The 26,453-nt window shown below is 71.4% G+C and carries 22 protein-coding genes; all 22 read right to left on the bottom strand.

Features of this window, described 5'->3' with window-relative positions:
* Positions 1–69: 69 nt before the first annotated feature.
* On the bottom strand, positions 70–957 hold the full coding sequence (locus tag AB0I21_RS05425; protein ID WP_360559207.1) for a DUF5926 family protein: 888 nt from the start codon (positions 955–957) through the stop codon (positions 70–72).
* 939 nt (positions 958–1,896) lie between these two features.
* Positions 1,897–2,319 carry an ATP-binding protein gene (locus AB0I21_RS05420; protein ID WP_360559206.1) on the bottom strand — a complete coding sequence of 141 codons (423 nt, stop codon included), beginning with the start codon at positions 2,317–2,319 and terminating at the stop codon, positions 1,897–1,899.
* Positions 2,300–3,883, bottom strand: a complete 1,584-nt coding sequence (locus tag AB0I21_RS05415) for a PAS domain-containing sensor histidine kinase (RefSeq protein WP_360559205.1) — start codon at positions 3,881–3,883, stop codon at positions 2,300–2,302. The genes AB0I21_RS05420 and AB0I21_RS05415 overlap by 20 nt, the downstream gene beginning before the upstream one ends.
* 106 nt (positions 3,884–3,989) lie before the next feature.
* Positions 3,990–4,799, bottom strand: coding sequence for a glycerophosphodiester phosphodiesterase family protein (locus AB0I21_RS05410; RefSeq protein WP_360559204.1), 810 nt, complete (start codon positions 4,797–4,799; stop codon positions 3,990–3,992).
* Between the two features lie 10 nt (positions 4,800–4,809).
* Positions 4,810–5,130, bottom strand: a complete 321-nt coding sequence (locus tag AB0I21_RS05405; RefSeq protein WP_360559203.1) for a rhodanese-like domain-containing protein — start codon at positions 5,128–5,130, stop codon at positions 4,810–4,812.
* Positions 5,131–5,168: 38 nt separating this feature from the next.
* Positions 5,169–6,605, bottom strand: a complete 1,437-nt coding sequence (locus AB0I21_RS05400; RefSeq protein WP_360559202.1) for an LCP family protein — start codon at positions 6,603–6,605, stop codon at positions 5,169–5,171.
* Between the two features lie 351 nt (positions 6,606–6,956).
* Complete coding sequence (locus tag AB0I21_RS05395) at positions 6,957–8,243, bottom strand: LCP family protein (RefSeq protein ID WP_360559201.1); 1,287 nt, start codon at positions 8,241–8,243, stop codon at positions 6,957–6,959.
* 71 nt (positions 8,244–8,314) lie between these two features.
* The gene (locus AB0I21_RS05390; RefSeq protein ID WP_360559200.1) at positions 8,315–9,286 is read right to left on the bottom strand and encodes a UDP-glucuronic acid decarboxylase family protein; all 972 of its coding nucleotides are present in this window, start codon (positions 9,284–9,286) and stop codon (positions 8,315–8,317) included.
* Positions 9,287–9,393: 107 nt separating this feature from the next.
* Complete coding sequence (locus AB0I21_RS05385; protein ID WP_360559199.1) at positions 9,394–11,157, bottom strand: cation acetate symporter; 1,764 nt, start codon at positions 11,155–11,157, stop codon at positions 9,394–9,396.
* The gene (locus AB0I21_RS05380; RefSeq protein ID WP_344500904.1) at positions 11,154–11,498 is read right to left on the bottom strand and encodes a DUF485 domain-containing protein; all 345 of its coding nucleotides are present in this window, start codon (positions 11,496–11,498) and stop codon (positions 11,154–11,156) included. Before AB0I21_RS05380 ends, AB0I21_RS05385 begins: the two co-directional genes overlap by 4 nt.
* A gap of 210 nt (positions 11,499–11,708) precedes the next feature.
* Positions 11,709–12,218, bottom strand: coding sequence for a flavin reductase family protein (locus AB0I21_RS05375; protein WP_360559198.1), 510 nt, complete (start codon positions 12,216–12,218; stop codon positions 11,709–11,711).
* A gap of 148 nt (positions 12,219–12,366) precedes the next feature.
* Entirely contained in the window at positions 12,367–14,109 is a 1,743-nt protein-coding gene (locus AB0I21_RS05370) for an ABC transporter permease (RefSeq protein WP_360559197.1), read from the bottom strand.
* Positions 14,100–14,864 (bottom strand): ABC transporter ATP-binding protein, encoded by a 765-nt coding sequence (locus tag AB0I21_RS05365; protein WP_360559196.1) that lies wholly within the window; start codon positions 14,862–14,864, stop codon positions 14,100–14,102. The genes AB0I21_RS05370 and AB0I21_RS05365 overlap by 10 nt, the downstream gene beginning before the upstream one ends.
* A gap of 41 nt (positions 14,865–14,905) precedes the next feature.
* Positions 14,906–16,612: a cation acetate symporter gene (locus tag AB0I21_RS05360; RefSeq protein WP_360559195.1), complete on the bottom strand. Its 1,707-nt coding sequence runs from the start codon at positions 16,610–16,612 to the stop codon at positions 14,906–14,908.
* An 82-nt stretch (positions 16,613–16,694) separates the two neighbouring features.
* The gene (locus AB0I21_RS05355) at positions 16,695–17,081 is read right to left on the bottom strand and encodes a hypothetical protein (protein WP_360559194.1); all 387 of its coding nucleotides are present in this window, start codon (positions 17,079–17,081) and stop codon (positions 16,695–16,697) included.
* A gap of 81 nt (positions 17,082–17,162) precedes the next feature.
* Positions 17,163–18,665: a DUF4173 domain-containing protein gene (locus tag AB0I21_RS05350; protein ID WP_360559193.1), complete on the bottom strand. Its 1,503-nt coding sequence runs from the start codon at positions 18,663–18,665 to the stop codon at positions 17,163–17,165.
* A 462-nt stretch (positions 18,666–19,127) separates the two neighbouring features.
* Positions 19,128–20,147 carry an ATP-binding protein gene (locus AB0I21_RS05345; protein ID WP_360559192.1) on the bottom strand — a complete coding sequence of 340 codons (1,020 nt, stop codon included), beginning with the start codon at positions 20,145–20,147 and terminating at the stop codon, positions 19,128–19,130.
* Positions 20,144–20,848 (bottom strand): response regulator transcription factor, encoded by a 705-nt coding sequence (locus AB0I21_RS05340; protein ID WP_344500888.1) that lies wholly within the window; start codon positions 20,846–20,848, stop codon positions 20,144–20,146. The genes AB0I21_RS05345 and AB0I21_RS05340 overlap by 4 nt, the downstream gene beginning before the upstream one ends.
* Positions 20,849–20,921: 73 nt before the next feature.
* The gene (locus tag AB0I21_RS05335) at positions 20,922–21,770 is read right to left on the bottom strand and encodes a LytTR family DNA-binding domain-containing protein (RefSeq protein WP_360559191.1); all 849 of its coding nucleotides are present in this window, start codon (positions 21,768–21,770) and stop codon (positions 20,922–20,924) included.
* A 70-nt stretch (positions 21,771–21,840) separates the two neighbouring features.
* Complete coding sequence (locus AB0I21_RS05330) at positions 21,841–23,028, bottom strand: histidine kinase (RefSeq protein ID WP_344500884.1); 1,188 nt, start codon at positions 23,026–23,028, stop codon at positions 21,841–21,843.
* Between the two features lie 295 nt (positions 23,029–23,323).
* A complete protein-coding gene (locus AB0I21_RS05325; protein ID WP_360559190.1) occupies positions 23,324–24,835 on the bottom strand; it encodes a sugar transferase in 1,512 nt (503 codons plus the stop codon).
* A gap of 198 nt (positions 24,836–25,033) precedes the next feature.
* On the bottom strand, positions 25,034–26,452 hold the full coding sequence (locus AB0I21_RS05320) for a DUF2142 domain-containing protein (RefSeq protein ID WP_360559189.1): 1,419 nt from the start codon (positions 26,450–26,452) through the stop codon (positions 25,034–25,036).
* Position 26,453: the final 1 nt, after the last annotated feature.

The raw sequence follows: 26,453 nt of genomic DNA, 5'->3' as shown, positions 1-26,453 counted from the left end.
TGATCAACGCCGGTGGTGCGGGCGTCGTCCGCGTGCGGGCGTCGTCCGCTTCGTCCGCTTGACGCTTGATCAGCGCAGCGGCTGGAGGCGGCCGAGCAGCCCCTGCTTGCTACGGCGCTCGGCGGCGGTCAGCGGCTCGCTGACGGCGAGGGCTTCGGCGTACCGCTTCGTGAACTCGGCGACCGGCGCCTCCCACTCCTCGGCGTCCACCTCGAGCGGCAGGTCCCACACGGGCGCGAGGAGCCCGTGCGCGCGGAACATGCCGGCGAACTTGGTGTTGTCGCCCAGCAGCAGCCCGCCACCCGCCGACAGCCGCGACAGCGCGTCGAGCGCCCGGTCCTCGTCGTCGCCGAGGACGAGCCGGACGTGGGACCGGTCGGTGACGCGGCACCAGTACGTCGCCGGCGCCGCCGACAGGCGCACCGTCGGGAAGATGCTCGCGTTGGCCCGCTCCAGCGACGCCCGCACGTTCGGGTCGTCGGTGGCGTTGTCCTCGAGCCAGAACTCGAAGCCCGTGTGCACGGTGATGTCCAGCGGCGCGTTGACGATCACGTCCTGCAGCCGCGGCCCGACTCCCGGCAGCGCCGGGATGTTGACCGTCTGCCCGGTCGGCGTGTCCAGCGCGCACTGCAGCGCCACGGCCAGGTCGCGGGAAACGTCCCCCGACTGCACGTGCCGCTGCAGCCCGATGAACACCCGCCCGTCGGGCTTCGTCATCGCCGGCCACGCCATCGGCAGTACGGTGGCGAGAATGACGGGCCGGTCGCCGTACTTCTCGGCCAGCTCAGGCGCCAGCTTCAGCGGCGCCGAGGCGGCCGGCACCAGCTCACGCAGCGCGATCCACTCCGGCTCGTCGGCCAGCCCCTCGAACGGCCGTCCGACGTACACGTCACGGATCTTCTGGCGCTTCTCACCGTCGGCGGACCGGCCACGGGGGGTTTTCGCTCGCTTGCTCACGGCGACCCAGCCTAGGCGGTCCGAAACCCCCACGGGCAAAGACCCACCACCCCGGGCGCGTCACTCACCCACCAGCGCCACCACTTGACCGACAAGTCGGAAATGTCGCCCGACTCGCCGCCGCCGCTCGACGACGGTAATCTCAGTTGGACTCTGGGCAGCGCCACACCCCGCACACAGGCGAACCGTCCAGTCGCAGACGGTCACATGCGAAAGGTCAATTAGTTCGGCGGGTGTAAGGTTGCTGTAGATCGGCCAGGCAGCGACCAACCGGCCCGCATCCGCTTCACTCGGGCGCTATCGGCCACCACCCCCTGCCAGCGGCGCCCAGTTCGACGAACTCTCGCGCCCGCGCGAACTTCGACGACCTTCCGCCCGCACGACGCCCTCCGCGCTTGCACGGTCCGACTTGTCGGTCAGGTGGTGGCGCTGGTGGGTGAGTGACGCGCCCAGGTGGCGGGTCTTTGCCCGTGGCGGTTAACGCGCGAAGATGGGAACGCGACGCGTGCGGGAATCTCGACCCAGCGCCAACAACCCGCTGGTCGGCCGGGCGGGGCACGTGCAGCGGGTGATCGTCCAGACGTGCCCGCGCTGGCGGTCCGGCGGCTGGACGGTCGCGGCCGGATCGCGAACGTCGGGGCCAAGGGGCCGGCCAGCCCGGGAAACCTCGCGGGCGTCGCAACCCTAGGAGTCGACCAGTCCGGGAGGCATCGCGGGCGTCGCAACCCTAGGAGTCGACCAGCCCGGGAGGCATCGCGGGTTTCGGGCCCATGGAGTCGCCCAGTCCGGGGACCGGGGTCAGGCCGACGACGACATGCCGCGCGCACGCGCGTGAGGCTGCCGCGCGACAGCGCTGGCAGTGCGAGCGCAGCGAGCATGGGGGTGCGGGTGGGAACCCCCGCCGGGCCCCGCCGCGGAGCGGTGGGGGGAATTACAGGATTACAGCGTGGCCCAGACGCATTGGCCTAGGCCGTCGCGTTCGACGCCCCAGTGGGTGGCCAGTGCGGCGACGATGGTCAGGCCGCGGCCGTCGACGGCGTCGGGGGCGGCTACGCGGAGTTCGGGGCCTGCGGGGGAGCCGCCGTCGGTCACGCGGATCTCCAGCGTGTCGTCGGGGAGTAGGCGCCACGCTACGCGGATGACGTCGCCGGGGAGGGGGGCGGCGTGGCGGACGGCGTTGCCGACGAGTTCGGCGGCGATGGCGACGGCGTCGTCGAGGCGGTCCGCGGTGACGAGGGTGTCGAGCTCGTGGGCCAGGCGGTGGCGGGCAAGGTGGGCGCCCCGGGCGTGGTGGGGCACCACGACGCACCAGGCGCGCTCCGCGATGGTTGTGGACACGCTCTCAAGCCTCCCCGAGGGCATCTGCGTCGGCGCGGGGCAGTCGCACCTCGGCGACGGTCCCACCGCCTTGGCGTGGACGCAATGATACCCATCCATGTTGACGCTCAACGATCCTGCGCACCAGATACAGCCCCAGTCCGACGCCACCGCGGGTGCGTTGGTCGCCGGTCTCCAGTTGCCAGAAACGCTCGAACGCCCGCTCGACGTGCTCCGGGCGAATGCCGATGCCTCGGTCGGCGACCCTGAACCAGACTGACTGCTCGTCTGCACCCGCGGTCAGGTCCGCTTCTACCCAATTCAGTGAGTATTTACCCGCATTCGTGACGAATTCCGCAAGGATCGTAGCGAGGGTGGCGCGCTCACCCAGGGCCTTCGGCAAGGACTGCGGCAGTGAAACGGTCAGCGTGCGGCGCTGCTCCGGGCTCAGATCCTCGACCGCGGTGGTGAGGGTGTCGATCAGGTCGAACGGCAGCAACGCCGAGGCGTCGCCCGGGGTGGCCTCGTCGCCGACGGCGTTCAGGAGGCGGTCGACGAGCCTGCTGAGCTCGCGGGCGCGCTGGCCGACGACGTACACCGCCTCGCGGCGGGAGCCTTCGTCGAGGGACTCCCAGTGCTCGACGAGCGTGTCGGCGTACCCGCGGATGACGGTGATCGGGGTCCGCAGCTCGTGCCCGGTGAGGGCGATGAACAGGTCCCTGCCGTCGGAGGGCTGGTCGGCCCGGGCGCGGAACGACACCGCGATGTCGGTGGAGCCGGGCACGGTGGCGGCGCGGATCTGAATCCAGGTGCCGCAGGCCATCTGATGCTCGACGATCTCGCCGCCAGCGACCGAACCGCCGCCCGTCGAAAGCGAAGGCAAAGTCGAAGGCGAAGTCGAAGTCGAAGGCGAAGGCGAAGGCGAAGGCGAAGTAAAAGTCGACGGCAACGGGAAGGGCCACGGCTCGCCGATCACGGCCTCGGGTGAGCGCGCGGTGAGCAGGGCGGCGGCGGGGTTCCAGGTGCGCACGAGATGGTCGGCGTCGAGCAGGGCGAACGGCTCCCCCACAGGGTCGAGCACCGGCCCGCCCTCGTGGATCGGCAGGCCCCGCCCCAGGGAGTACTGGAGGCCGACGAGCCCCGCGAGGAAGGCGAGAGCGGCGCGCTCGCCGGCGCCGGCGGTGCCTTCGGTGTCGCGGTAGCCGCCGACGAGCACCCCGACGGCGGTTTTCCCGGCGGTGACCTCGGCGGCGACGAAGCGGTGCAGGCCGCGCCCGCGGAGGTGTTCGCCGCCGACGGTGCCGAGCAGGTCGACGGGGAACTCGCGGACCCTGGACCCGTACTGCAGCAGGCCGCGCAGCGTCGGGTGGATGAGGTCGACGGGCCGGCCGAGGGACCAGTCGAGCGCTCCCGCGGCGGCGACGACGCGGCCGCTGTCGTGGCCGTATTCGACGAAGGCCGCTCCTGCCGCGCCGGTCGCGTCGACGGTGACGTCGACGGTGCGCTGGAGTGCGGGGAGCCCGCCGTCACCGGTCGAGAGCTGCTCGGCGATCTCGGCCAGGCCGCCGAACACGGCGGTGGCGTCGACCGGACCGCGAGCATCGACCATGATGCGAGTCTGCCTCCCCACGCTTCGCTTTGAAAGCCCAACGCCCAAACTTCTCGACGTGCGATTCCGGTGACCTCGATGGTCATGACGACGGATTCCGCAGTGGTCAGTCGCGCAGGCCCATTTCCTTGAGCCGTTCGATCACGAATGCGGGCCGGTCGGAGATGATGCCGTTGACCTTGAGTTTTACCACCAGGTCGACGTCGTCGGGTTCGTTGACGGTCCACACGTACACGGGGAACCCCCGCCGGTGGAGGCGTTCGACGAGCTCGGGGGAGGCGCGCAGGAGTGAGACTCCGGGGCCGCCGATGCTGCTGCCGGGCGGGAGCCAGCCGATGCGGCTCGGCACGGACCAGACGTCGATGAGCATGACGGTGGGTAGTGCGGGTGCGAGCTGCCGGACCCGGCGCACGGCGTTGGCGGAGAACGACATCATCGTGACGTGGACGGGCTGTTCCTCGCTGGGGCGGTCCAGTCCGTACCGGCGGAGGAGCTTCAGCAGCGCGGTTTCGACGGCGGCGCCGTAGCGGGTGGGGTGTTTCGTCTCGATGAGCAGTCGCATGGGCCGGCCGGCGTCGACGGCGAGGCTGAGGAGCCGGTCGAGGGTGAGGACCCGGCCGCGCCACTGGTCGTCGGCGAGTTTGCGCTCGGTGATGAGCTCGTCGGGTGACTCGGGCAGGTCGGTGCGCCACGAGCCGAAGTCGAAGCGGTCGAGGTCGGCGAGGGTCTGCACGCTGACGCGTCCGCGGCCGTCGCTGGTGCGGTCGATGCGGGAGTCGTGGAGGCAGACGAGGTGGCCGTCGCGGGTCAGCCGGACGTCGCATTCGAGGCCGTCGGCGCCTTCCTCGATGGCGAGGAGGTAGGCATCGAGGGTGTGTTCGGCGTGCCGGTATGACGAGCCCCGGTGCGCGAACACCCACGGCCGCTCAGGCGACCCGGGGAGCACCGCCGTCCTCGCTCACCATGGGCCGGCCGGCGGCCGCCCAGTCGGACATGCCGCCGTCGAGGTTGGTGGCGCGGGTGAGCCCTTGCTGCTGCAGGTAGGCGACGACCTGCGCGGAGCGGCCGCCGACGCGGCAGACGACGATGACGTCGCGGTCGGCGGGGATCTCCTCGATCCGCGCCGGGATCTGCATCATCGGCAGGTGGTGGGCGTCGGGTGCGTGGCCGGCGGTCCACTCGTCGTCCTCGCGGACGTCGAGGAGGTAGGCGTCGGCAGCGACTTCGTCGACCGTGATGGTCGGCACAGCGGATCCCCTGAACACGGTCCCAGCCTATAAGAGGCTCAGATCGGGTTGACCCAGGTGGGGTTCTCCACCGCCCACGAGTCGAGCGAGTCGTTCGTCATCGCGCTGTACAGCGTCTGCGCCTCTTCGAGTGCGACGACGTAGGAGATGCCGCCGATGTCCTGCGGCTCGGACGGCACGGTGAGGCCGACCAGGCTGCTGGGGCGGACGTTGCGGAGCCCGAACATGAGCTCCTCGAGGGCGACGCCGTTGGTGTCGACGGTGAGGGCGCTGCCGATGGCCCGGATGAACTTGTCGAGGGCGATCGGGTTGGTGGTCAGGTTCTGCTGCTGTGCCTTGGTGAGGATGGCGCGGATGAACTTCTGCTGGTTCTTCTGCCGGTCGTAGTCGCCGTTGGCGAGGCTCTTGCGCTGCCGGACCAGGTCGAGGGCCTGCCATGACTCGAGGTGGTGGCAGCCGACGTTGTACACCGCCGGGCGTCCGCCGTGCTCGGGTGACAGGTAGTTGCCCTTGTCGTCGTAGCCGAGGTGGATCGAGGTGACCTTCTGGTCGATGCACATGTCGACGCCGCCGAGGATGTCGACGGCGGCCTTGAAGCCGTCGAAGTTGACGATGGCGGCGCCGTCGAAGTGGATGCCGAGCAGTTCGGTGAGGGTTTCGGCGAGGAGCTGGACGCCGCCCGTGCCGCCGCCGCCGTACTGGAACGCGCCGTTGATCTTCTCGTGGCTGGCGCCGCGGAACCCGGTGGGCTCGAACGCGGGGATCTTCACGCGCAGGTCGCGGGGGATCGACAGTAGGTATGCCCGGTCGAGGCTGACGGGGATGTGCACGATGATGATCGAGTCGGAGCGCTGCCCGTCCTCGGGGTCCTTGGCTCGCAGGTCGGAGCCGAGGAGCAGGAAGTTGAGCGGGCCGGTGATGGCGCTGCGGCGCTCTTCCTTCTTGTCGTCGTTGCCGGCGCGGGAGTTGGCGCCGAGGAGCTTCTCCTGGTGGACGCTGTTGCTGTACCGGTTGGCGAGGACCTGCGAGCCGGTGACGGCGGTGGCGGAGACGAGGACGAGGATCGCGCCGACGACGACGAGGAGCTTCGCCCAGATGGGGTCGCGTCCTGGCAGGGCGGCCTTGCGGGCTTTGCGCTTCTGTCTGCGGGTGAGGGGCTTCGCGGCGGCGGCGACGTCCGGTGCCGCACTGTCGGCGTTTTCGGCAGGTGTACCGGCATCGCCGGCGTCACCGTCCGCTTCACCGGAGGCGGTCTCCTCGGGGGAGCCGGAGATGGTCTCTTGGGAGGGGCCGGAGGTGGTCTCCTGGGGGGAGCCGGAGGTGGTGGTCTCGGAAGCGCCGGAGGCGGCGGTCTCCTCAGCGGCGCCTTCCTCGGCGTCACCGGACGCGGCGGCTTTCCCGGAGGCCGATGCGGAGGCGGCGGTCTCGTCCGAATCGCCGGAGGCGGAGGCCGGTTCGCCGGAAGAATCCGACATATCCGGACCCGGTGAGGTGACGGCGGGGGGAACTTCGTCGGCCGCGCGCGAGGACGTGTCACTCGAAGTCGCGTCACCCGACGCCGCCGGCCCTTCCTCAGGCTTCACCGGCGGATCCTGGTCCTGCTGCATGTCGCCCCCGACTGCGTGCCCGCACGGCGGCGGGGATTTATCCGAGTCTACGTTCGCGGCGGGGATCGTGCCGACCAGCGTCACTGCACAAGATCCGAAGAGATGCCACCAATCAGGCGTTTTCTACTCGGTCAAGGGTGACTCCTGCAATGAGATCTTTACGACAGCCCGGGCATGCAACCCCACAGGTGGGGAGACATGCCCGGGATGCCGGAATAATCACTTCTTGGTGGTCGCCTTCGTCGACGGGGGCGCCGAGCCGCTCGCGGCGGGCTTCGGGGCGTTGGTGGCGGCCCAGTCCGCCATCTTGTCGGTGCGGATCGCGGTGTAGAGCGCCTCGGCCTTCGCCTTGTTGGGCACGACCACGTCCTCACCGTTGATCTTCTTGCTGCCGTCGTGCGGGCTGACCAGGAACGTCAGGTCGTCGCTGCGCAGGTTGCGGAACTGCAGGGCCATGTCGGCGAGCGAGAAGTCCTTGTCGACGGTCATCGCCTTGGTGATCGCCTTGAGGAAGGAGTTGAGCTTCGACGGGTTGCTGACGGTGCCTGAGCTGACCGCCTTGTCGAGGATCGCCTTCATCATCTGCTGCTGGTGGCGCATGCGGGCGAAGTCGCCGTCGGGGAACTGGTAGCGCTGCCGGGCGTAGTCGAGGGCCTCGTCGCCGTTGAGGTGGTTCATGCCCTTCTTGAACTTGCGCTTCGGCGGGTGGACGGAGGTGATGTCGGACTCGATGTTCATGTCGATGCCGCCGAGGGCGTCGATGACCTGCTTGAAGCCGCCGAAGTCGATGAGCAGCACGTGGTCCAGGCGGACGTTGGTGTACTTCTCGATCGTCTCGACGGTCAGCGGCGTGCCACCCCAGGAGAACGACGCGTTGAGCTTGGCGTTGGTGTCGCCGTACGGCGTCGACTTGCTCTTGGGGATGTACACGTACAGGTCGCGGGGCATGGAGACCAGGTACGCCTTGTCGTGGCTCGCCGGGATGTGCATCACGATCATGGTGTCGGTCCGCCACTCGCCGGCCTTGCCCTTGTTGTCGGGGTCGCGGGAGTCGCTGCCGAGCAGCAGGATGTTGAGCGCGCCGTCGGCGACCTTGGCGGGCCGCCCGTTGGTGATCTCCGAGAACGGGTCGTCGCGCTGCAGGCCCGCGTCGACGTAGCGGTAGTAGGCGTAGGCGCCGACGCCGGCGAGCAGCGCCAGGACCATGATCGCGGCGCCGGAGACGAGCGCGATGCGCCCCCAGCGGGGACGGATCTTCTTGCGGCCGGGGTATTCGTTGCCGCCGGGCCGCCGCGGCGGGACGACCCCGCCGCCACCGCCACCGCCACCGCCGCCGGAGCGGGAGGTGGACCCTGAGGCGGGCCGGCCATACACGCCTGACGACGACGCCGGGCTGGTCGGTGTGGAGGCGCCGGAGACGCGCGCACGCGCTCCCGCGCTGGGCGGGAGCGAGTTGGGCACTGAGGCGCGACCCGACGAGCCGTTCGAGGCAGGCGTGGTGGACATGAAAACCACGATACGAACCTCCGGCCGCTCCGCCACGCAACTCGGGCGGGCGCGGCACGAAGCGGGGAGAGTCAGCGGCTGCGGAAGTACTCCACGGTGCGCCGCAGGCCCTCCTCGGGTCCGACGGACGGCTCATATCCGAGCAGCTCACGCGCCTTGGTGAGATCGGGGCGGCGGCGCTCGGGGTCGTCGGCGGTGCGGGGCAGCAGGGACACGGTCGACGTGCTGTCGGATAGCCGCACGATCGTGTCGGCGAGCTCCAGCATGGTCATCTCGTGCTCGGTGCCGCAGTTGACGGGGCCGGTCTCGCCGGAGTCGAGCAGGAGGAGGATGCCGCGGACGAGGTCCGACACGTGGCAGATGGACCGGGTCTGGGTGCCGGAGCCGTGGACGGTGATCGGCTCGCCGCGCAGCGCCTGAGAGATGAACGTGGGGATGGCGCGGCCGTCGTCGGGGCGCATGCGTTCCCCGTACGTATTGAAGATCCGCACGATGCCGACGTCGGCGCCCCGGCCGCGCTGGTAGCCCATGGTCGCGGCCTCGGAGAAGCGCTTGGCCTCGTCGTACACGCTGCGGATGCCGATCGGGTTGACGTTGCCCCAGTAGGTCTCCGGCTGCGGGTGGACGAGCGGGTCGCCATACGCCTCGGACGTGGACGCCATCACGAAGCGGGCACCGTCGGCGACGGCGCGCTCGAGCAGCTGGAGGGTGGCGATCGAGCCGACCCGGAGGATCTCGACGGGCAGCAGCTGGAAGTCGGTGGGGCTGGCCGGGGACGCGAAGTGCATGATCGCGTCGAACCTGGCGCTGAGGGCGTCGACGGCCGGCAGCGGCTCGCTGACATCGGCCTCGACGAGCGTGAATCGAGGGTGGTCGACCAGGTGGGCGACGTTGTCCTTACTGCCCGTGACGAAGTTGTCGAGCACGACGACGTGCGCCCCGCGGGCGATCAAGGCGTCAGCGAGGTGCGAGCCGACGAACCCGGCACCACCGGTGAGGAGGATGCGGTGTCCCTCGCCGTAACGCTGCGCAACAACGACCATGAGACCAGCCTAGCGGCAGTGCGCCGGGGTCAGGGAATCGGCGGTACCCCGGCCCCGGCGCACTACATCCGGTGGGCGCCGGCTCCCGGGAGAGCCGGCGCCTGCGACTAGTGGGCGCCGGCTCCGGTGAGGGAGCGGGCCTCCAGCTCGGCGAACTTGTCCGCGTCGCGTTCCTTGCTGGTGAGGGCGCCGATCGCGGCGAAGATGAACCCGATCGGGATCGAGATCAGGCCCGGGTTCTCCAGCGGGATGGGCGCCGGGGTGGTGCAGCTGAACAGGGCCGTCGCGTTGGAGACCTCTTTCGACTTCGCGTCGACGCCGCAGGTCTTGGCCTGCGCGGCGGTGAGGGTGGCCGGGGTGCGGGCGTCGCTGACGCCGCCCCACGCGATGGGGCTCATGAGCACGATGCCGACGGAGGAGATGAGGCCGGCGTAGATGCCCCAGGTCGCGCCGCGGGTGTTGAACTTCTTCCAGAAGAGGGAGAAGAGGATCGCCGGCAGGTTCGCCGACGCCGCGATCGCGAACGCGAGCGCCACGAGGAACGCGACGTTGAGGTTGCGGGCGAAGATGCCGAGGACGATCGCGACGGCGCCGATGACGAACGCGGAGTACCGGGCGACGACGACCTCCTGCCGTTCGGTGGTCTGCCCGCGCTTGATCACGTTGGCGTACAGGTCGTGCGCCAGCGACGACGACGACGCGAGGGTGAGCCCGGCGACGACGGCGAGGATGGTGGCGAAGGCGACCGCGGCGATGATGGCGAGCAGCAGCGAGCCGCCGAAGTCGCCGCCGAGGTACCGCTTGCCGAGGGCCTCGGCGAGCTGCGGCGCGGCGGTGTTGCCGCCGGGGTCCTGGGCGAGGATCGCCTGGCGGCCGACGAGCGCGGCGGCGCCGAAGCCGAGGGCGAGCGTCATCAGGTAGAAGACGCCGATGATGCCGATGGCCCAGACGACGCTCTTCCGGGCGGCCTTCGCGTTGGGCACGGTGTAGAAGCGGATCAGGATGTGCGGCAGGCCGGCGGTGCCGAGCACGAGCGCGAGACCCAGCGAGATCAGGTCGAGCTTGCTGGCGAGGGTCGCGGCGGCGTTGCCGGCGATGTCGCGGCCGTAGCGCAGGCCGGGCTGCAGGAACGACTCCGGCGGGGTGCGGCCGGACTTGGCGGCGGCCTCGCCGAGCAGCGACGACAGGTTGAACTTGAACGCGGCGAACACCATCAGCGTCAGCAGCAGGGCGCCGAGCATGAGCATGAACGCCTTGACGATCTGGACGTAGGTGGTGCCCTTCATGCCGCCGACCGTCACGTAGACGATCATCAGCACGCCGATGAGCGCGATGGTGACGATCTTCGCGGTCTCCGCGGTCATGCCCATGAACGTGTCGCCGGCCTTGATGCCGAGCAGGAGGGCGACGAGGGCGCCGGCGCCGACCATCTGCGCCAGCAGGTAGAAGATCGACACGATGATCGTGGAGATCGAGCCGGCGGTGCGGACGGGTGCCTGCCGCATCCGGAACGCGAGGACGTCGGCCATCGTGTAGCGGCCCGAGTTGCGCATGAGCTCGGCGACCAGCAGCAGCGCGACGAGCCAGGCGACGAGGAAGCCGATCGAGTACAGGAAGCCGTCGTAGCCGTTGAGGGCGATGATGCCGGCGATGCCGAGGAAGCTCGCCGCCGACATGTAGTCGCCGCCGATCGCCATGCCGTTCTGGAAGCCGGTGAAGGACCGGCCGCCGGCGTAGAAGTCGGCGGCGCTCTTCGTCTGCCGGCTGGCCCAGATGGTGATCGCGAGGGTGGCCGCGACCAGGACGACGAACAGCGTGAGCGTCAGCGTCCGGGTGGTGGTCGCCCCTACCGCGAGGGTGACGTCGTTCATTCGGGGCTCCCTTCGATCTTGGCGCGCAGCTCGTCGGCGAGGGGGTCGACGCGACGGTCGGCGTAGCGGGTGTACAGCCAGGCGATGAGGAACGTCGACACGAACTGCAGCAGCCCGAAGATCAACGCGATATTGATGTGCCCGACGACCTTCGTGCTCATGAAGTCGCGGGCGTACGCGGAGAGCAGCACGTAGAGCGCGTACCAGACGAGGAACGCGGCGGAGACGGGGAAGACGAAGCGACGCAGGGCGCGGCGCAACGCGTCGAACTCCGGGGTGTTGGCGACGGCGACGTACCGGTTGTCGTCCGTGCCGGCCGGCACCGGCGTTTCGGTGCTCATGGGGGGATCACCACCTGCCGTTGGGGTGTGGGTACGCGCACGGTAGGAACCCGCCGCGCGGCGGTGAAGATCCCTGGGCGGGCCCGGCGGCCCGCTGCGCCCAACGGCGGGTTCGGTGCGCCGAGTGACAGCGGTCACACCGTTTAACGGCGTGAATGCGTCGCGCGGCGGCGCATGGGGTCGGTGGGGTGCGGCGGTTGGCAGGAGCGTCTATATCGAGGTGTACCGACCCCGGTGGTGGAGCAGGGGCTTCGCCGCGGTGCCGCTCAGGTCGACGTGGCGGATGGTGGCCTCGACGAGCAGCGACCAGCCGAACGCCCGGGCACCGTCGAGCCCGCAGCCGGCCCACGGGTAGCCGCGCGGGACCGGCCCGAACTCCGTGGACTCCCAGTCGCCGGTCGAGAAGAGCCCGCCGGGCGCGGGCATGAGCCCCGCGAACCGCTCGGCGAGCTGGTTGTCGCCCTCGGCGAGCGGCACGACCGCGAACCGGCCGGACGCCTCGATCGCCGTCCACAGGTCGCTCTCGTCGTCGACCAGCCCGGCGACCCGGCCCGGGTCGCCGTCGGAGACCAGCATCGACGACACGGTCAGCCCGGCGGGCGCGCCGGCGCCGGCCGAGGTCCACAGCGTCACCGGGGCCGGGAGGCGCCCGCGGAGCCGCCGCAGCGGCGAGCGCTGGTCGTCCGGTGTGGCGAACGGATCCGAGGCGTGGATGCTCACCGGTTCATTGTCCGCTGCCCCCGGACGCGGACCCGGCGGAACCCTCCGTGCGACCGGCACCCGCCCCGGCCTGGCCGGACCCGCTGCGGCGTGACCGGCCCCGCAGGCGCCCGCTCAGGGGTGACCGGCGACGGGCCTCACGTGGGGGCTACGCCCGCTTCGGGGTGACGGCGACGAGGACCTCCGGGGCGCGCCGCTCCAGCAGGCTCCCGGCGAGGCGGGTGCCGGTCCAGGCGAGCCCGGACCCCCACAGCAGCCCGACCGGCAGCAGCACCCACGCGAACGCGTCGGGGAGCAGGAAGAACGCGACGATCAGCGGCGCCGTCAGCGCCCAGGTGGCGAGCATGCAGACGAAGGACAGCATGCTCTTCGCGCTGCCCTGGCCGGTGTTCATCGCGAACGGGTTGGTGGTGTCGGGCATCGGGTAGGGCGCGAGCACCGACGTGATGCCGGCGGCGCCGACGGAGATGCCGAACGCGCACAGGCCGACGCCGAGCGCCGCGGGCAGCTGGTCGGTGTGGCCGGCGATCACCGACACGACGACGGTGCCGGCGGCCAGCAGCGGGAACGCGAGGATGCCGACGCCGGCGGCGCGGGCCGCGAGCTCGACCTGGCCGGGGACGTTCGTGAGCATGTGCAGCGCGTAGGCGGTGCCGTCGTTGCCGAACTGGTTCACCAGTACCAGACCGACGAACGCGCCGGCGAACAGCAGGGAGAACACGAGAGCGCCGCCGCTCATGCCGGCGCTCTGCCGGGCCGCCTCCTGCTCGTCGGAGCCGCCGCCGAAGCCGAACGTGAACGCGAACGGCACGACGATGGACGCGGCGAGCAGCGAGATCAGGCTGGCGCGGCGGCGCGGGTCGCGGAACCAGTAGCGGATCTCCCGGGCGACGAGGCCGGTGAACCGGCCGGCGGGCCAGGACCGCAGGACGCCCGGCAGGAACGCCCGGACGGGCAGCTTGTCGATGGCCTTGACCTTCTTCGCCGCGCCGGTCGAGGCGGTGCCGAGCATCGCGGACTCGATCGTCTGCAGCCACCACCACAGCAGCGCGGCGACCCCGGCGACCCCGATGGCGAGGCGGGCCGCGACAAGCGCCCAGTCGCCCTCGATCGCGTCGACGTAGGCGACGAACGGCGCCGCGAGGGGCGTCCACGACAGGACGCCGCCGATCGTGGTGGCCTGCTTGGACTCGCCGTTCTCGACCAGGGCGAAGATCAGCTGGAAGACCGGGTTGCAGGAGATGCCGGCGAGGGCGATCAGCAGCGCCGCCAGGTCCCGGACCTTCCGCGAGCGGAGCATGCCCGCGAACGCGCTGGTGACGGCGCGGCTCGCGGCGACGCACACGGCGAGGCCGACGGTGGCGCCGAGGACGGCGACGGCACCCGCGGCGACGCCGCCGTCGCCGACCGCGCCGACGGTGGAGCCGAGCGCGGCGAGCAGGGTGACGACGGGTGGGATGCCGACGAACGCGGCGCCGAGCATGCCGAGCGCGAGGGTGCGGCGGGGCACGGGCAGCAGCGCGAACCTGGCCGGGTCGAGGGTCTCGTCGACGCCGAAGAACAGCAGCGGCACCAGGATCCAGGCGAGGACGAGTCCGGTGCCGGCGAACGCGGCGAGGGTCGGGCGCAGGTTGTCGCCGGTGGAGCTGCTGGCGGCGAACACGCTCACCCCGATGAACGCGGCCCACAGCCCGAAGATGATGCCGAGGACGAACAGCCAGACGCGGGACTTCTTGCCCCGCATCGTGTTGCGCAGGATGCGCAGCTTCAGCCGGACGAAGTCGGTGACCTTCGGGGCGCCGCCGCGGATCGGCTCGGGCCGCGTCGCGAGCACCCCGTCGTCAGGTGCCGCACGTGGCTGGGGGACGTGCGGCTCGGGGGTCACAGCCACGACAGCTCCGCGCCCGTCGCGACCCGGCCACCGACGACGTCGACGAACACGTCCTCGAGCTCCCGGCCGCCCTTCACCTGCTCGGTGGTGCCGACGACCTTGATCTGGCCGTCGGCGAGGATGGCGATGTGGGTGCAGAGCCGCTCCACGACCTCCATCACGTGGCTGGAGAAGATCACGGTGCCGCCGTTTCGCACGTACCGGATGAGGATGTCGCGGATGAGGGCGGCGGAGACCGGGTCGACGGCTTCGAAGGGCTCGTCGAGGACCAGCAGCCGGGGCGCGTGCAGCAGCGCGCAGGCCAGGCCGATCTTCTTCTTCATGCCGGCGGAGTAGTCGACGACGAGGGTGCGGCCGGCGTCGGCGAGGCCGAGGACGTCGAGCAGCTCGGCGGCGCGGCCGTCGATGACGTCCTGCGGCAGGCCGCGCAGCAGGCCCGTGTAGGCGAGCAGCTCGCTGCCGGTGAGCCGGTCGAACATGCGGGCCGAGTCGGTCAGCGCGCCGAGGCGGCGTTTCGCCTCGACGGGGTCGGACCAGACGTCGTGGCCGAGGACATACGCGTGGCCGGCGTCGGGGCGCAGCAGCCCGACCGCCATCGACAGCGACGTCGTCTTGCCGGCGCCGTTGGGCCCCAGCAGGCCGAAGAACGACCCGGTCGGCACGTCGAGGTCGACGCCGGCGACCGCAACCTTCTGGTCGAATCGTTTGGACAGCCCCCGCAGCGCGAGAGCCGAGGCAGGCTCGCGATCTGTCACAACATGACCGTATGTCACGCCAGCACCGCCCGCCAGGGTGGTCACATCCGCAGCGCGTCCGGCGCGTGCAGGCGGAGCATGATCGCGCCGAGGTCCTTGGGCAGGCGCTGCCGGGTGAGCAGCGAGACGGTGATCATGACCAGGAAGGCGAGCGGCACGCTCCACGCGGCCGGCTGGGTGGTCAGCACGCCCGCCCAGCCCGGCAGCGGCCCGCCGAGCACCGTGAGCAGCACCGCGCCGGCGGCGGCGCCCCCACCGGCGACGATCCCGGCGGCCGCGCCGATCCCGGTCAGGCCGCGCCACCAGATGCCGAGGACGAGCAGCGGGCAGAAGCTCGACGCGGCGACGGCGAACGCGAGGCCGACGACCTGCGACACGTCGAGGCTCGCGACGAACAGGGCGAGCAGCAGCGGCACGACCCCGGCGACGAGCGCGGAGCGGCGGAAGTCGCGGACCGAGCCGTGGCCGAGCACGTCGGTGGACAGGACCCCGGCGACACTCGTGAGCAGCCCCGACGACGCCGACAGGAACGCCGCGAACGCGCCCGCGGCGACGAGCGCGCTGAGCAGCTGGCCGGTGAGGCCGCCGCCGAGCGCCGCCGACGGCAGGAGCAGCACGACCGCGTCGGTGTTGCCGGTCATCAGCAGCTGCGGTGTGTACACGCGGCCGAGCACCCCGTACAGGGTCGGGGTCAGGTAGAAGACGCCGACGAGCCCGAGGACGACGAGCGTGGTGCGGCGGGCGGCGGCGCCGTCGGCGTTGGTGTAGAAGCGGACCAGCACGTGCGGCAGGCCCATCGTGCCCAGGAACGTGGCGAGGATCAGCGAGTACGTCGCGAACAGCCCCTGCGAGTGGTCGCCGGGCAGCAGCCAGTCCGTCGGCGACTCGGCGGAGACGGCGGCGACCTTCGGTACCGACGCGGCCGCCGGGAACTCGATGGCGGTGTCCGGGTCCGCGTCGTGCTCGCCGACCGTCAGCAGCACGGCGCCGTCGACGGTGGCCCCGTCGATCCGGCCGTGCGCGGTGACCGGCGTCTGGACGGTGACGATCAACCGGGTCGGGTGGTCGACGGTGACGGTCGTCACGGCCGGGAACGTCGGGCCGTCCGGCGCGGTGAGGGCGGGCCGGCCGTCGGACTGCCACTGCATGAGCAGGAACACGAACGGCACGGCGAGGGCGGTGAGCTTCAGCCAGTACTGGAACGCCTGCACGAACGTGATGGACCGCATCCCGCCGAGCGCGACGTTCAGGGTGACGACGACGCCGACGAGCAGCGCCCCCAGCGCGTACGGGGCGCCGGTCACCGTCTGCAGGGTCAGGCCGGCACCCTGCAGCTGCGGCACGAGGTAGAGCCAGCCGATGAACATGACGAACGCGGTCGCGAGCTTGCGCAGCCGCTTCGAGCGGAGCCTGACCTCGCAGAAGTCGGGGAGGGTGAACGCGCCCGAGCGGCGCAGCGGGGCGGCGACGAAGAGCAGCAGCGCCAGGTAGCCGGCGGCGAACCCGACCGGGTACCAGAGGACGTCGACGCCGTGTTTGAGGATGAGGCCGGCGACGCCGAGGAAGCTGGCGGCCGACAGGTATTCGCCGCTGATCGCGGCCGCGTTCCAGGTCGGGCTGACCATGCGGGACGCCACGAGGAAGTCGGAGGTCGTGCGGGCGAACCGCAGCCCGTAGAGACCGATGGCGACGGTGACGAGGGTGACCGCGATGACCGCGATGACCGAAGGCAGCCCAAATGCACTCATGCCGCCGCCTCCGCTGCGCTCCAGCGTCGGCCTGAGCCAACCTGACCCCATGATGAGCGGGCCGAGCCGCTCCGCTGCCCGCTCATGGCTGCTGGTGGGACCTGTCCTCGACCAGCGCGACGAACTCGGCCTCGTTGCGTTCGGCGAGGCGGACGTAGGCGTACCCGACGGCGAACAGGAACGGGTAGGCGGCGACCCCGAGCAGCAGCCACGGCACCGAGATGCCGAACAGGTGCGCCCTGCCGAGCGCGGGCGCGGCCGCGAACAGCAGCGGCAGCCCGCCGAGCCCGACCGCGACGACCGCCGCGAGCCGCACCGCGACGGCCAGCTGGGCGCGCACGAGCCCGCGGGCGAGGGCGGCCCCGACCGGGCTCTGCTCCTCCAGCTCCGCGCGGGTGCGGGCGGGGTCGATGGGGGCGCGGGCGACGTCACCGAGCACCACGCGGACCCGCGGGGTGGGTGGCTCCATGTCCCGCAGTCTCGCAACGAGCGTGAATCAAGTGCAAGGGGGCCGACACCCCCCGTTTGAGCGTCGGCCCCCCGCACTTCGCTAGTACCGCCGGGAGCAGGGATAGTCGTCGGCGGACACCACTTCGGGGACGATCCGGCGGGCCTCGGCGCGGCCCAGGTTCCAGCCGCGCCAGTCGTCGCCGTCGTGCACGTCGGCGGAGATGCCGCTGAGCGTGCACTCGCGGGCGCCGGGCGGCAGCTTGTCCAGCGCCGGCGCGGCGTCGGCGGACAGCGTCGACAGGTACCAGAGGTCGGCGTTCTTGTAGGCGTACCGGGCGACGTTCTGCTCGGCGATGAACCGGTCCGGGTTCAGCACCGCGAGCCCCAGCAGCGTGACGACCCACAGGGCGACCGCGGCCCGCGGCAGCCAGCGCGTCGCCGGCACGACCCCCGCCACCATGATCAGGACGAGGAGGCCGCCGAGCCAGAGCTCGAACGCGCTGACCAGGACGCGGAGGCGGCTGAAGCCGTACGCCTGCTCGTAGACGTCCATCCGCCACAGCGCGGACACCACGACGACGAGCGCGCCCAGGGACAGCAGCCCCAGGACCACCCGCAGCAGCGCCCGCTCGCGGGCCGTCTCCCGGGACGCCTTGCGGACCGTCACCGCGATCACGACGAGCGTGAGCAGCGTGACGACGAGCAGCTGCCAGAAGCCCTTCCGGGCGTAGTCGGCGAACGTGAGGCCGGCGGTGCGCATCACGTAGTCGCGGTCGCCGAACAGGACCGCGACCTGGACGCCGACGAAGATCCCGAAGACGGCGAGGACGGCGCCGACGGGGACGACCCACTCATACCAGCGGACCACCCGCCCCCGTCGTGGCCTGCCGTCGCCGAGCGTCGACGGGTTGTGCAGCAGGAACGCCCCGCCGAACGTGAGCCAGGCGGCGACGGCGCCGACGAACAGCCACCGGAACGGCGTGCTGAGCGACAGGTCGGGCAGGATCGTCTGCACGATCTGGTCGAACGCGGCGTCGGCGCTGGCGAACAGCGCCCCGAAGACGACGAGCAGCAGCACGCCGAGCCCGATCGAGCCGAGCAGCCGCGTCGCGCCGGACGCGCCTTCCTTCGCCCGGGCCCGGCTCATGCCGTACCGGACCCACGGCAGCGACCGGAACCCGGCCATCGGCAGGTTGACCAGCGCCGCGAAGACCGCCGGGACCCTCCGGCCGGCGCCGACGGCGAGCGCGACGCTGCCGAACGCGGCCAGGACACACAGGAAGAACAGCCAGCCCGCGGCCCGGAACACCCCGACGGACAGCAGCGCGACGGCGGCGGCGCTCCAGCACGTGGCCTCGACCGCGCTGGTGCCCCGCTGCTTCGGATCCATCCGCAGCAGCACGACCAGCAGGGCGACGACGAGCGCGAGGCCGGCGACGGGCCAGCCGATGCCGGGCCGGTCCAGCGGCAGGGCGGCGGCCGCGACGACCGCGGTGACCAGGCCGCCGATGAGCACGGTGGGCCCCGCGGCGACGCTGCGGACCGGCCAGTGCCGCTGGAACAGGGTCGGGTGCGGCGGGCCGAGCCGGACCGGGCTGATCAACGCCGGGTTCGGTGGGTTCGGCGGCGGGTTCGGTGCCGGGTGTTGCGGATGGGTCGGCGGCGCGAGCGTGGCGACCGCTCCGTGCGGCCCGCCGTGCCCCTGTTGCCGCTGCTCCTGGTGTACGGAGTGCGGCCCGGGGCGTGGTGGTTGCGGCGGGGCTTTTCGCACCCCTCCAGGCGGCGACGGCGGCCTCGGCTGTTGCGGAGCGGGGTCCTGCCGTTCCAGCGGGCGCGGCACCGGAGGCCGCGGCTTCTCCGCCGGGGTCGGCTCGACGGGTGCCGGCTGCTCGTCCGTCGCGGGCTGCTTGTCCGTCGCCGGCGGCGCGGGTGGCGTCGGCTGGGCGGGGACGGTGGGGCGGTGCGGACCGTCGGATGGTTCCGTCGGGGACGACATGTCGGACTCCGGAGGGTATGAGGATCCGCGCGTCCGGCTGTCGCCGGACACGTACTGAAGACGCTTGGATCAGACGGGCAGGGTGACCCGGATGCGGCAACCCGCCATGCCATCCGGTTGCTCGATGACCGCGATCGTGCCGTTGTGCAGCTCGATGAGCCACTGGGCGATCGCCAGCCCCAGACCCGTGCCGCCACCGGAGGCGCGGGCGCCGCGGGTGAAGCGTTCGAAGACCCGCTCCCGCTCCGCGTACGGGATGCCGGGCCCTTCGTCGGCGACCTCGATCATCACCCGGTCGCCGTCGCGGCGGCCGATGATCGTGACGGTCCCGCCGTCGGGGCTGTGCCGGGTCGCGTTGTCGACCAGGTTGGTCAGGACGTGGTGCAGCCGCGCCCGGTCGGCACTGACCAGGGCGTTCTCCGGGAAGGCGCAGGACAGGTACTCGACCTTGTAGCCGGCGGCGGTGGCCTTCACCTCGGCCTCGGCCACCACCTCGATGAGCAGGTCCTCGAGCCGGAAGTCCTCCCGGTCCAGCGGGATCACGCCGGCGTCGAGGCGCGACAGGTCGAGCAGCTCGGTGACGAGCCGCCCGAGGCGTTCGGTCTGGGCGAGCGCGGTGCGCAGCGTCGCCTGATCGGGCTGGACGACACCGTCGACGACGTTCTCCAGTACAGCCTGAACCGCCGAGATCGGAGTCCGCAGCTCGTGCGAGACGTTGGCGATCAGCTCGCGGCGCTGCTGGTCGGCGGCGGCGAGCTCGGCGGCCATCTGGTTGAACGCGACGGCGAGCTGGCCGACCTCGTCCTTCGACGTCGCCCTGACCCGGGCGGAGTAGTCGCCGCGGGCCATCGCCTGCGCCGCGGCGGTCATGTCGCGCAGCGGCGACGTCACCCCGCGGGCCAGGACCTGCGAGGTGAGCAGCCCGACCGTCAGCGCGATCTCCGTCGTCGTCGGCGGGATCCAGCCGATGCCGATCCAGAACACGCCGAGGCCCGCGCCGGCGGACGCGACGAGCAGCACCGCGAGCTTCAGCTTGATCGAGCGCAGCGGGTCGAGCGGCCGAGGCAGCAGGTCCAGGAAGTGCTTCATGTGGTCTCCAGCGCGTACCCGACTCCGTGGACGGTCCGGATCAGGTCGGACCCGAGCTTGCGGCGCAGCGCCTTGATGTGGCTGTCGACGGTCCGGGTGCCCGACGCGTCCGCCCAGCCCCACACCTCCGCGAGCAGCCGCTCCCGGGGCAGGACCGTGCGGGGGCGGGTCGCGAGGTTCACCAGCAGGTCGAACTCGGTCGGCGTCAGGTGCGCCTCGACGCCGCCGCGGCTGACCCGCCGCTGCGCCCGGTTGATCTCCAGGTCGCCGAGGACGATCGGGGTGGCGTCCGGGTCCGGCTGGGACTGCGCCAGCCGCTCCAGGCGCCGCAGCAGCACGTGGACGCGGGCGGCGAGCTCCCGCATCGAGAACGGTTTGGTGAGGTAGTCGTCGGCGCCGACCGCGAGCCCGACGAGCAGGTCCGTCTCGTCGTCACGGGCGGTGAGCATGAGCACGGCGACGGGCCGCTCCGCCTGGATGCGCCGGCACACCTCGAGGCCGTCGAACCCGGGCAGCATCACGTCGAGCACGACCAGGTCGGGGCGCAGCAGGCGGGCCGCGGCGACCGCGGACGGCCCGTCGTGCGCCTGGTCGACGGCGAACCCTTCGGCGCGGAGCCGGACGGCGATCGACTCCGCGATCATCCGCTCGTCGTCGACGACGAGCACCCTGCGCCGTTCCCCGGCCCCACCTGCGGTCATGCCAGCAGCGTATTGGGTAGATGCGAGGGGCAACGGTGCGTGATGTGTGGAAGTCGTGAAGACCTGTCTTTGGTTATGACCACGACTTCGCGGCGCGGACCAGTCTGTCCTTCAGCTCTCTGGTGTGCCGGCGGCTCACCGGCAGCTCGTGGTCGTCGATGACCACGACGTAGCCGGTGTTGGTCATCCGCAGCTCGGTGATGAGCTTCAGCTGCACCAGGAAGGAACGGTGCACCCGTACGAAACCCGCATCCGCCCAACGCTCCGCTAGGGTCGCCAGAGACACTCTGACCAGGTGGGACGCGTCTGCGGTGTGGAGCCTGGCGTAGTCGCCCTGGGCCTCGACCCAGCGGACCGACGAGCGGGGCAGCATCCTCGTCGTGCCGGCGAGCTCGACGGGGATCGTCGGGTCGTCCTGGCGGTCGCGGCGGCCGGCCACGGACGGGTGCGTGGGCACGAGCCTGGCGGCCAGCACGCGGCGCAGCGACTCCGCGATCCGGTCGGCGCGGACCGGTTTGCGCACGTAGTCGGCGACGCCCAGGTCGAACGCCTCGGCGGCGCGGTCGTCGTACGCCGTCACGAACACCACGGCGGGCGGCTTGGCGAACCGGCCGAGGACCCGGGCGAGCTCCATGCCGTCGAGCCCGGGCATGCGGATGTCGAGGAAGACGGCGTCGACGTCGATGTCCCGCAGGACCCGCAGCGCCTCGGTCGCGTCGCCGGCCGTGTGGAGCCGGCCGACGCGGGGGTCGGCGCGCAGCAGGTACGCGAGCTCGTCGAGCGCGGGCACCTCGTCGTCGACGGCGAGGACCCGCAGGAAGCCGGGCTGCTGCTGGTGCTCGTGCACGACCTGGCCGGTGAAGCTCCTGCCCGCTGACGGTGTGGCGCTCGGGCTCATCGGCTGCTCCGTGTTCCGGTTCATCGGCGCTCCGCGTTCCGGCTCGTTGGCTGCTGCTCCGCACTCCGGTTCATTGGCTGCTTCGCACTCCGGTTCATTGGCTGCTCCGCACTCCGGGGTGGAACTTCGGGACCCGCATGCTGACCTTCGTGCCCGCGTCGGGGGCCGTCTCGACCACGACGCCGAACCCGTCGCCAAAGACCGACCGTAGCCGCTCATCGACGTTGCGCAACCCGACGTGCTGCCCGGCGTCGGTGGTGTCGTCGGCGCTGAGCAGCGCGGCAGGCTCCATCCCCACCCCGTCGTCCTCGACGGTGATGTGACATTCCGCGCCCGCGTCCCGCGCCACGATGCTGATCGTGCCCATCCCGGGCTTCCGCGACAACCCGTGCCGCACCGCGTTCTCGACCAGCGGCTGCAGGCACAGGAACGGCAGCGTCACGGGCAGGACCTCCGGCGCGATCTGGAGCCGCACCTGCAGCCGCTCACCGAACCGCGCCCGCTCGATCGTCAGGTACCGGTCGATGGACCGCAGCTCCTCGGCGAGCGTGGTGAACTCCCCGTGCGCCCGGAACGAGTACCGCGTGAACTCCGCGAACTCGAGGATCAACTCCCGCGCCAGCTCGGGATCGGTCCGGACAAAACTCGCAATTGCCGTCAACGCGTTGTAGATGAAGTGCGGGCTGATCTGCGCCCGCAGCGCCCGGACCTCCGCCCTGGCCAGCCGCGCCCGCGACGTGTCGAGCTCGGCGAGCGCCAGCTGCGTCCCCACCCAGCGCGCGGTCTCCGCCGTGGCCTGCACGAGCCCCGGCGCCGGCGGCCCGTCCGACAGCGCGACGAGCGCCCCCTCCCGCTGCGCGAGGGGGACGACGACGGCCCCGCGGACCGGGCAGTCGACGAGGTCGCACGGCAGCTCGTCGCTGCCGAGCACGGTGGACCGTCCGGCGGTGACCGCCTTCGCGCCGGCCGCCGCCACCTGCTCCCGGTGGTGCTCCCCCGCCCCGTCGAACGCCAGCACCCGCGCCGCGTCGGTGACCGCGATCCCGGCGGCCCCGGTGAGCGTCCGCAGGTGCCGGACCGCCTTGCCCGCCGCGACGTCGGTCAGCCCGTTGCGCAACGGCTCGGCCGCGAGCGCCGCGATGTGCAGCACGTCGTACGTCGCCCGCTGCGCCGCCGTCGCGATCGCCCGCCGCGACCGCAGCCGGACCACGGCCCACACCGCGACGCCGAGCGCCACCGCCAGCCCGACGACCGCGATCCCAGCGGCCAGGTTCCCACCCACGCGCCCATCCTGGACCACCCGAGCAGTCCAGGACAGACCAGCGATCCGGGGACCAAGACCAGCAGCGGACCAAGACACCAGCAGGGGGACCATGACCAGCACGCACCCGCGCGCGACAGTTGCGACGCCAGCACACACAGGTCAGAGCGGTCCACGAAGGCAGGTCGCGCGGGTCTGCGAAATCCGGACCCGTCAGGCCCGTCGAGGCCGCGCCGATTTACCTCCGACGTTACACCACACGAAAAAATCAGCCCGTTTTGTGGGTATTTTCTCGGCTACGCAATGTGACAGAAGCTCAGTAGGCGCCCTTGCGGAAGACGACGACGCCGATGGTGCGCCAGAGGGTGTGCAGGTCCAGGACGAGGGACCAGTTGTCGACGTAGTAGAGGTCGAGGCGGACCGCGTCGTCCCAGGAGAGGTCGCTGCGGCCGCTGACCTGCCACAGGCCCGTGATGCCGGGGCGGACGAGGAGGCGGCGGCGCACGTCGCCGAGGAAGTCGCCGTCGTCGGCGGGGAGGGGGCGGGGGCCGACCAGCGACATCTCGCCGGCGAGGACGTTGAGGATCTGCGGGAGTTCGTCGATCGAGGTGGCGCGCAGCCACTTGCCGACCTTGAAGACCCGCGGGTCGTTCTTCATCTTGAAGAGCAGGCCGTCGCTCTCGTTGTGCTCGTCGAGGGTGGCCTGGCGTTCTTCGGCGTCGACGTACATGGTCCGCAGCTTCCAGACCTTGAACATCTTGCCTTCGCGGCCGATGCGGGGCTGGCGGAAGAAGATCGGACCCGGGTCGGAGAGCTTGATGGCGAGGGCGACGATCGGGAAGAACGGCAGGACGATGAGCAGGGCGACGAGCGCCAGGACCCGGTCGATGACGTTCTTGAAGAGCCAGCCGATGCCGGAGAGCTTGGGCTCCTCGACGTAGAGCAGCGGGATGCCCTCGATCGGCCGGATGTGGACGCGCGGGCCGGCGATGTCGGTGAGCTGCGGGGCGACGGCGAGGTCGATGCCGGTGCCTTCCAGCTGCCAGGCGAGGCGCCGCAGCTCGACGGGCTCGGCGCTGGCGGAGCCGCAGACGGCGATCGTGTCGGCGTTGAGCTCGCGGACCAGGGAGAGGATGTCGCGGCCGGCGTGCACGGGCACCGGGGTGACGGTGCTCGGCCGTGGCGCGTAGCCCTCGGTGAGGTGGATGCCGACGGGGACGAGGCCGGCGGCGGGGTCGCGGGCGATCGCCTGGTGGACCTCGAGCGCCTCCTGGAGCGTGCCGATGAGCAGCAGCCGGTGGGTCGCGAGGTTGAACTTGGTCCGCACGTACTGCAGGGCGCGTCTGGCGAAGTAGCGCAGGACGAGCACGTAGAGCAGGCCGCCGACGAGCGCGGCGCCGACCGAGGTCCGGGAGACCGCGGTCTTGGTCGCGAACGCGGCGAAGGCGACGATCGCGACGACGGTCCAGGAGGCGCGCACGACGCGCTTGAACTCGTCGGTGCCGGTGCCGAGGTAGCGGCGGTCGTAGGCGCCGTGGCCCCAGAGGACGAGCAGCCAGACGGCGGGCAGGATCCCGAACGTGATCGAGGTCCACAGGCCGGGGGCCTGCTCGAAGATCTCGTTGGTCTTGGTGTCCAGGAAGGTCCTCGCGGTGACGCTGGCCATGACACAGGCGAGGGTGTCGAGCAGCAGGAGGATCGCCGCGTAGGGGCGGTGCCACCGGGAGACCCGCCGGGCGCGCTGCCAGCCGGAGCGGGGCACGCCGTTGGGGCCGAGCGGAGTGAGCGCGTGTTCGGGAAGGATCTCGAAGCTGTCAAGCTCACCCAAGATAGATCTCCGGCTCGGCGGGGTGGCCGGACGTTGGAGACTAGCGGTCACCTGAGTGTGTCCTCTCGCACCACGATCCGGGGATCAGGGCGCTCAACTGCTCGACCGGGTGGGATGTGGTCGCCGACGCAAGAACACCCGATCGCACGCGAGAAGTGTCCCATGTTGGTTCGGGCTACTGACGACGACCGGCCGAGACTAGTTGCTGAACGTGTTGGCTGTCGAGTGCACTGGCGTGGGCCGGACAGAACTCCGCGTGACAATCACCGCGAGTAGCGCACCACCTACCAAACACGCCAGAAGGGGCACAACACTGCCGAGCGGCGGCTGCCAGGTTCCACCGAACGGGTTCAGCCGTTCGTTGATTCCGTGCTGGAAGCGGGTCATGACGCGGGCCAGCGCGTACAGGTGGAGCGGGATCGTCACGGCGACGATTCCCAGCACGAGCCAGCGTGGGCCCGGCCACGTTGCGTAACGGTCGGTGGACCCGGCGAGGAGGACCGCGCCGACTGCGAGCGGCATGACGTAGCGGCCGTGGGCGAAGTGGCCGACCTTCGGGGCGAAGTAGAGCTCCAGGGCGATGAGCAGAGCCGCGGACGCCAGCGCCACGGCGACGATGCCGATGCGCAGCCGCCCGGGCCCGAACCAGAGGGCGGGGACGACCACGGCGAGGATCAGCAGGTACCAGAGTCCGATCATGCCGAGTGAGACGGTGGTCTCGCCGTAGCCGAACTGGCCGACGATCTGGCGGATCCAGAACTCGGCGCGGTTGTCGGCGATGTCGCGCAGGATCGCCCCGCTGGTGGTGGCCGCGATCGGCCGGCCGGGGTCGACGGCATCGCCTCGGGACGCGACCAGTGTCCAGAAGACGGCGAACGCGAGGCCGCCGGCGGCCGGCAGCCAGAATGCCCGCGACCGGACCCAGGTCTTCGTCACGAACAGCGACACCGCCAGTACCGACGCCGCGAAGAACGGACCGAGGTCTCTGGTGGTCAGCAGCAACGCCGCGGCGACCCCTGCCGCGGGCCAGTGTTTGCGCAGCGCGGCGACATAGAGCAGGACGGCGGCGCTGATCTCCAGGCCGTTGGGGTTGAGCGCGCCGGCGAGGTTCAGCAGCATCGGGGTCGCGGCGAGCACGACCGAGGCCCGGAGCAGCGCCGTGCCGGCGAGGGCGAACGCCACGGCGAGCAGCAGGGCCGACAGCAGGGCGGACAGCAGCCGCGCCCAGATCAGGCCGGCGTTCGTCGGGGAGATCCGCAACGGCAGGCCGACCAGGGCGTAGTAGATCGGGCTGTACCGGGCGGCGGCGCTGGGCTGCAGCACCACCGACCGGTCGTCGGTGAACGAGAGGCAGGACGCCGGGCGGTAGGACGGCTTGTCGATCCACGTGCAGTCGGCGTCGGAGGGCAGCAGGCTGCGGGGGCCGGTGAACGCGTTGGTCTCGATGCCGCTGGCGTCCACGGTCCGGTCGTGCGGCAGCCACTGGCCGGTCCACACGGCCCAGGCCCTGACGAGGTGCTGTTTCTCGTCGTAGGTGCCGTTGGACGGCAGCGCGAGCGCCCATGCCGCGCCGAGGAGGAAGAAGCCGGTGAACGCGATCAGGAAGGCACGGCGCACC

This window comes from Dactylosporangium sp. NPDC050588 (genome assembly GCF_040654975.1).
In the GTDB taxonomy this organism is placed as follows: Bacteria; Actinomycetota; Actinomycetes; order Mycobacteriales; family Micromonosporaceae; genus Dactylosporangium; species Dactylosporangium maewongense.
The sequence above is the reverse complement of the archived record's forward strand: the minus strand, read 5'-3'. Positions and strand labels throughout refer to the sequence as shown.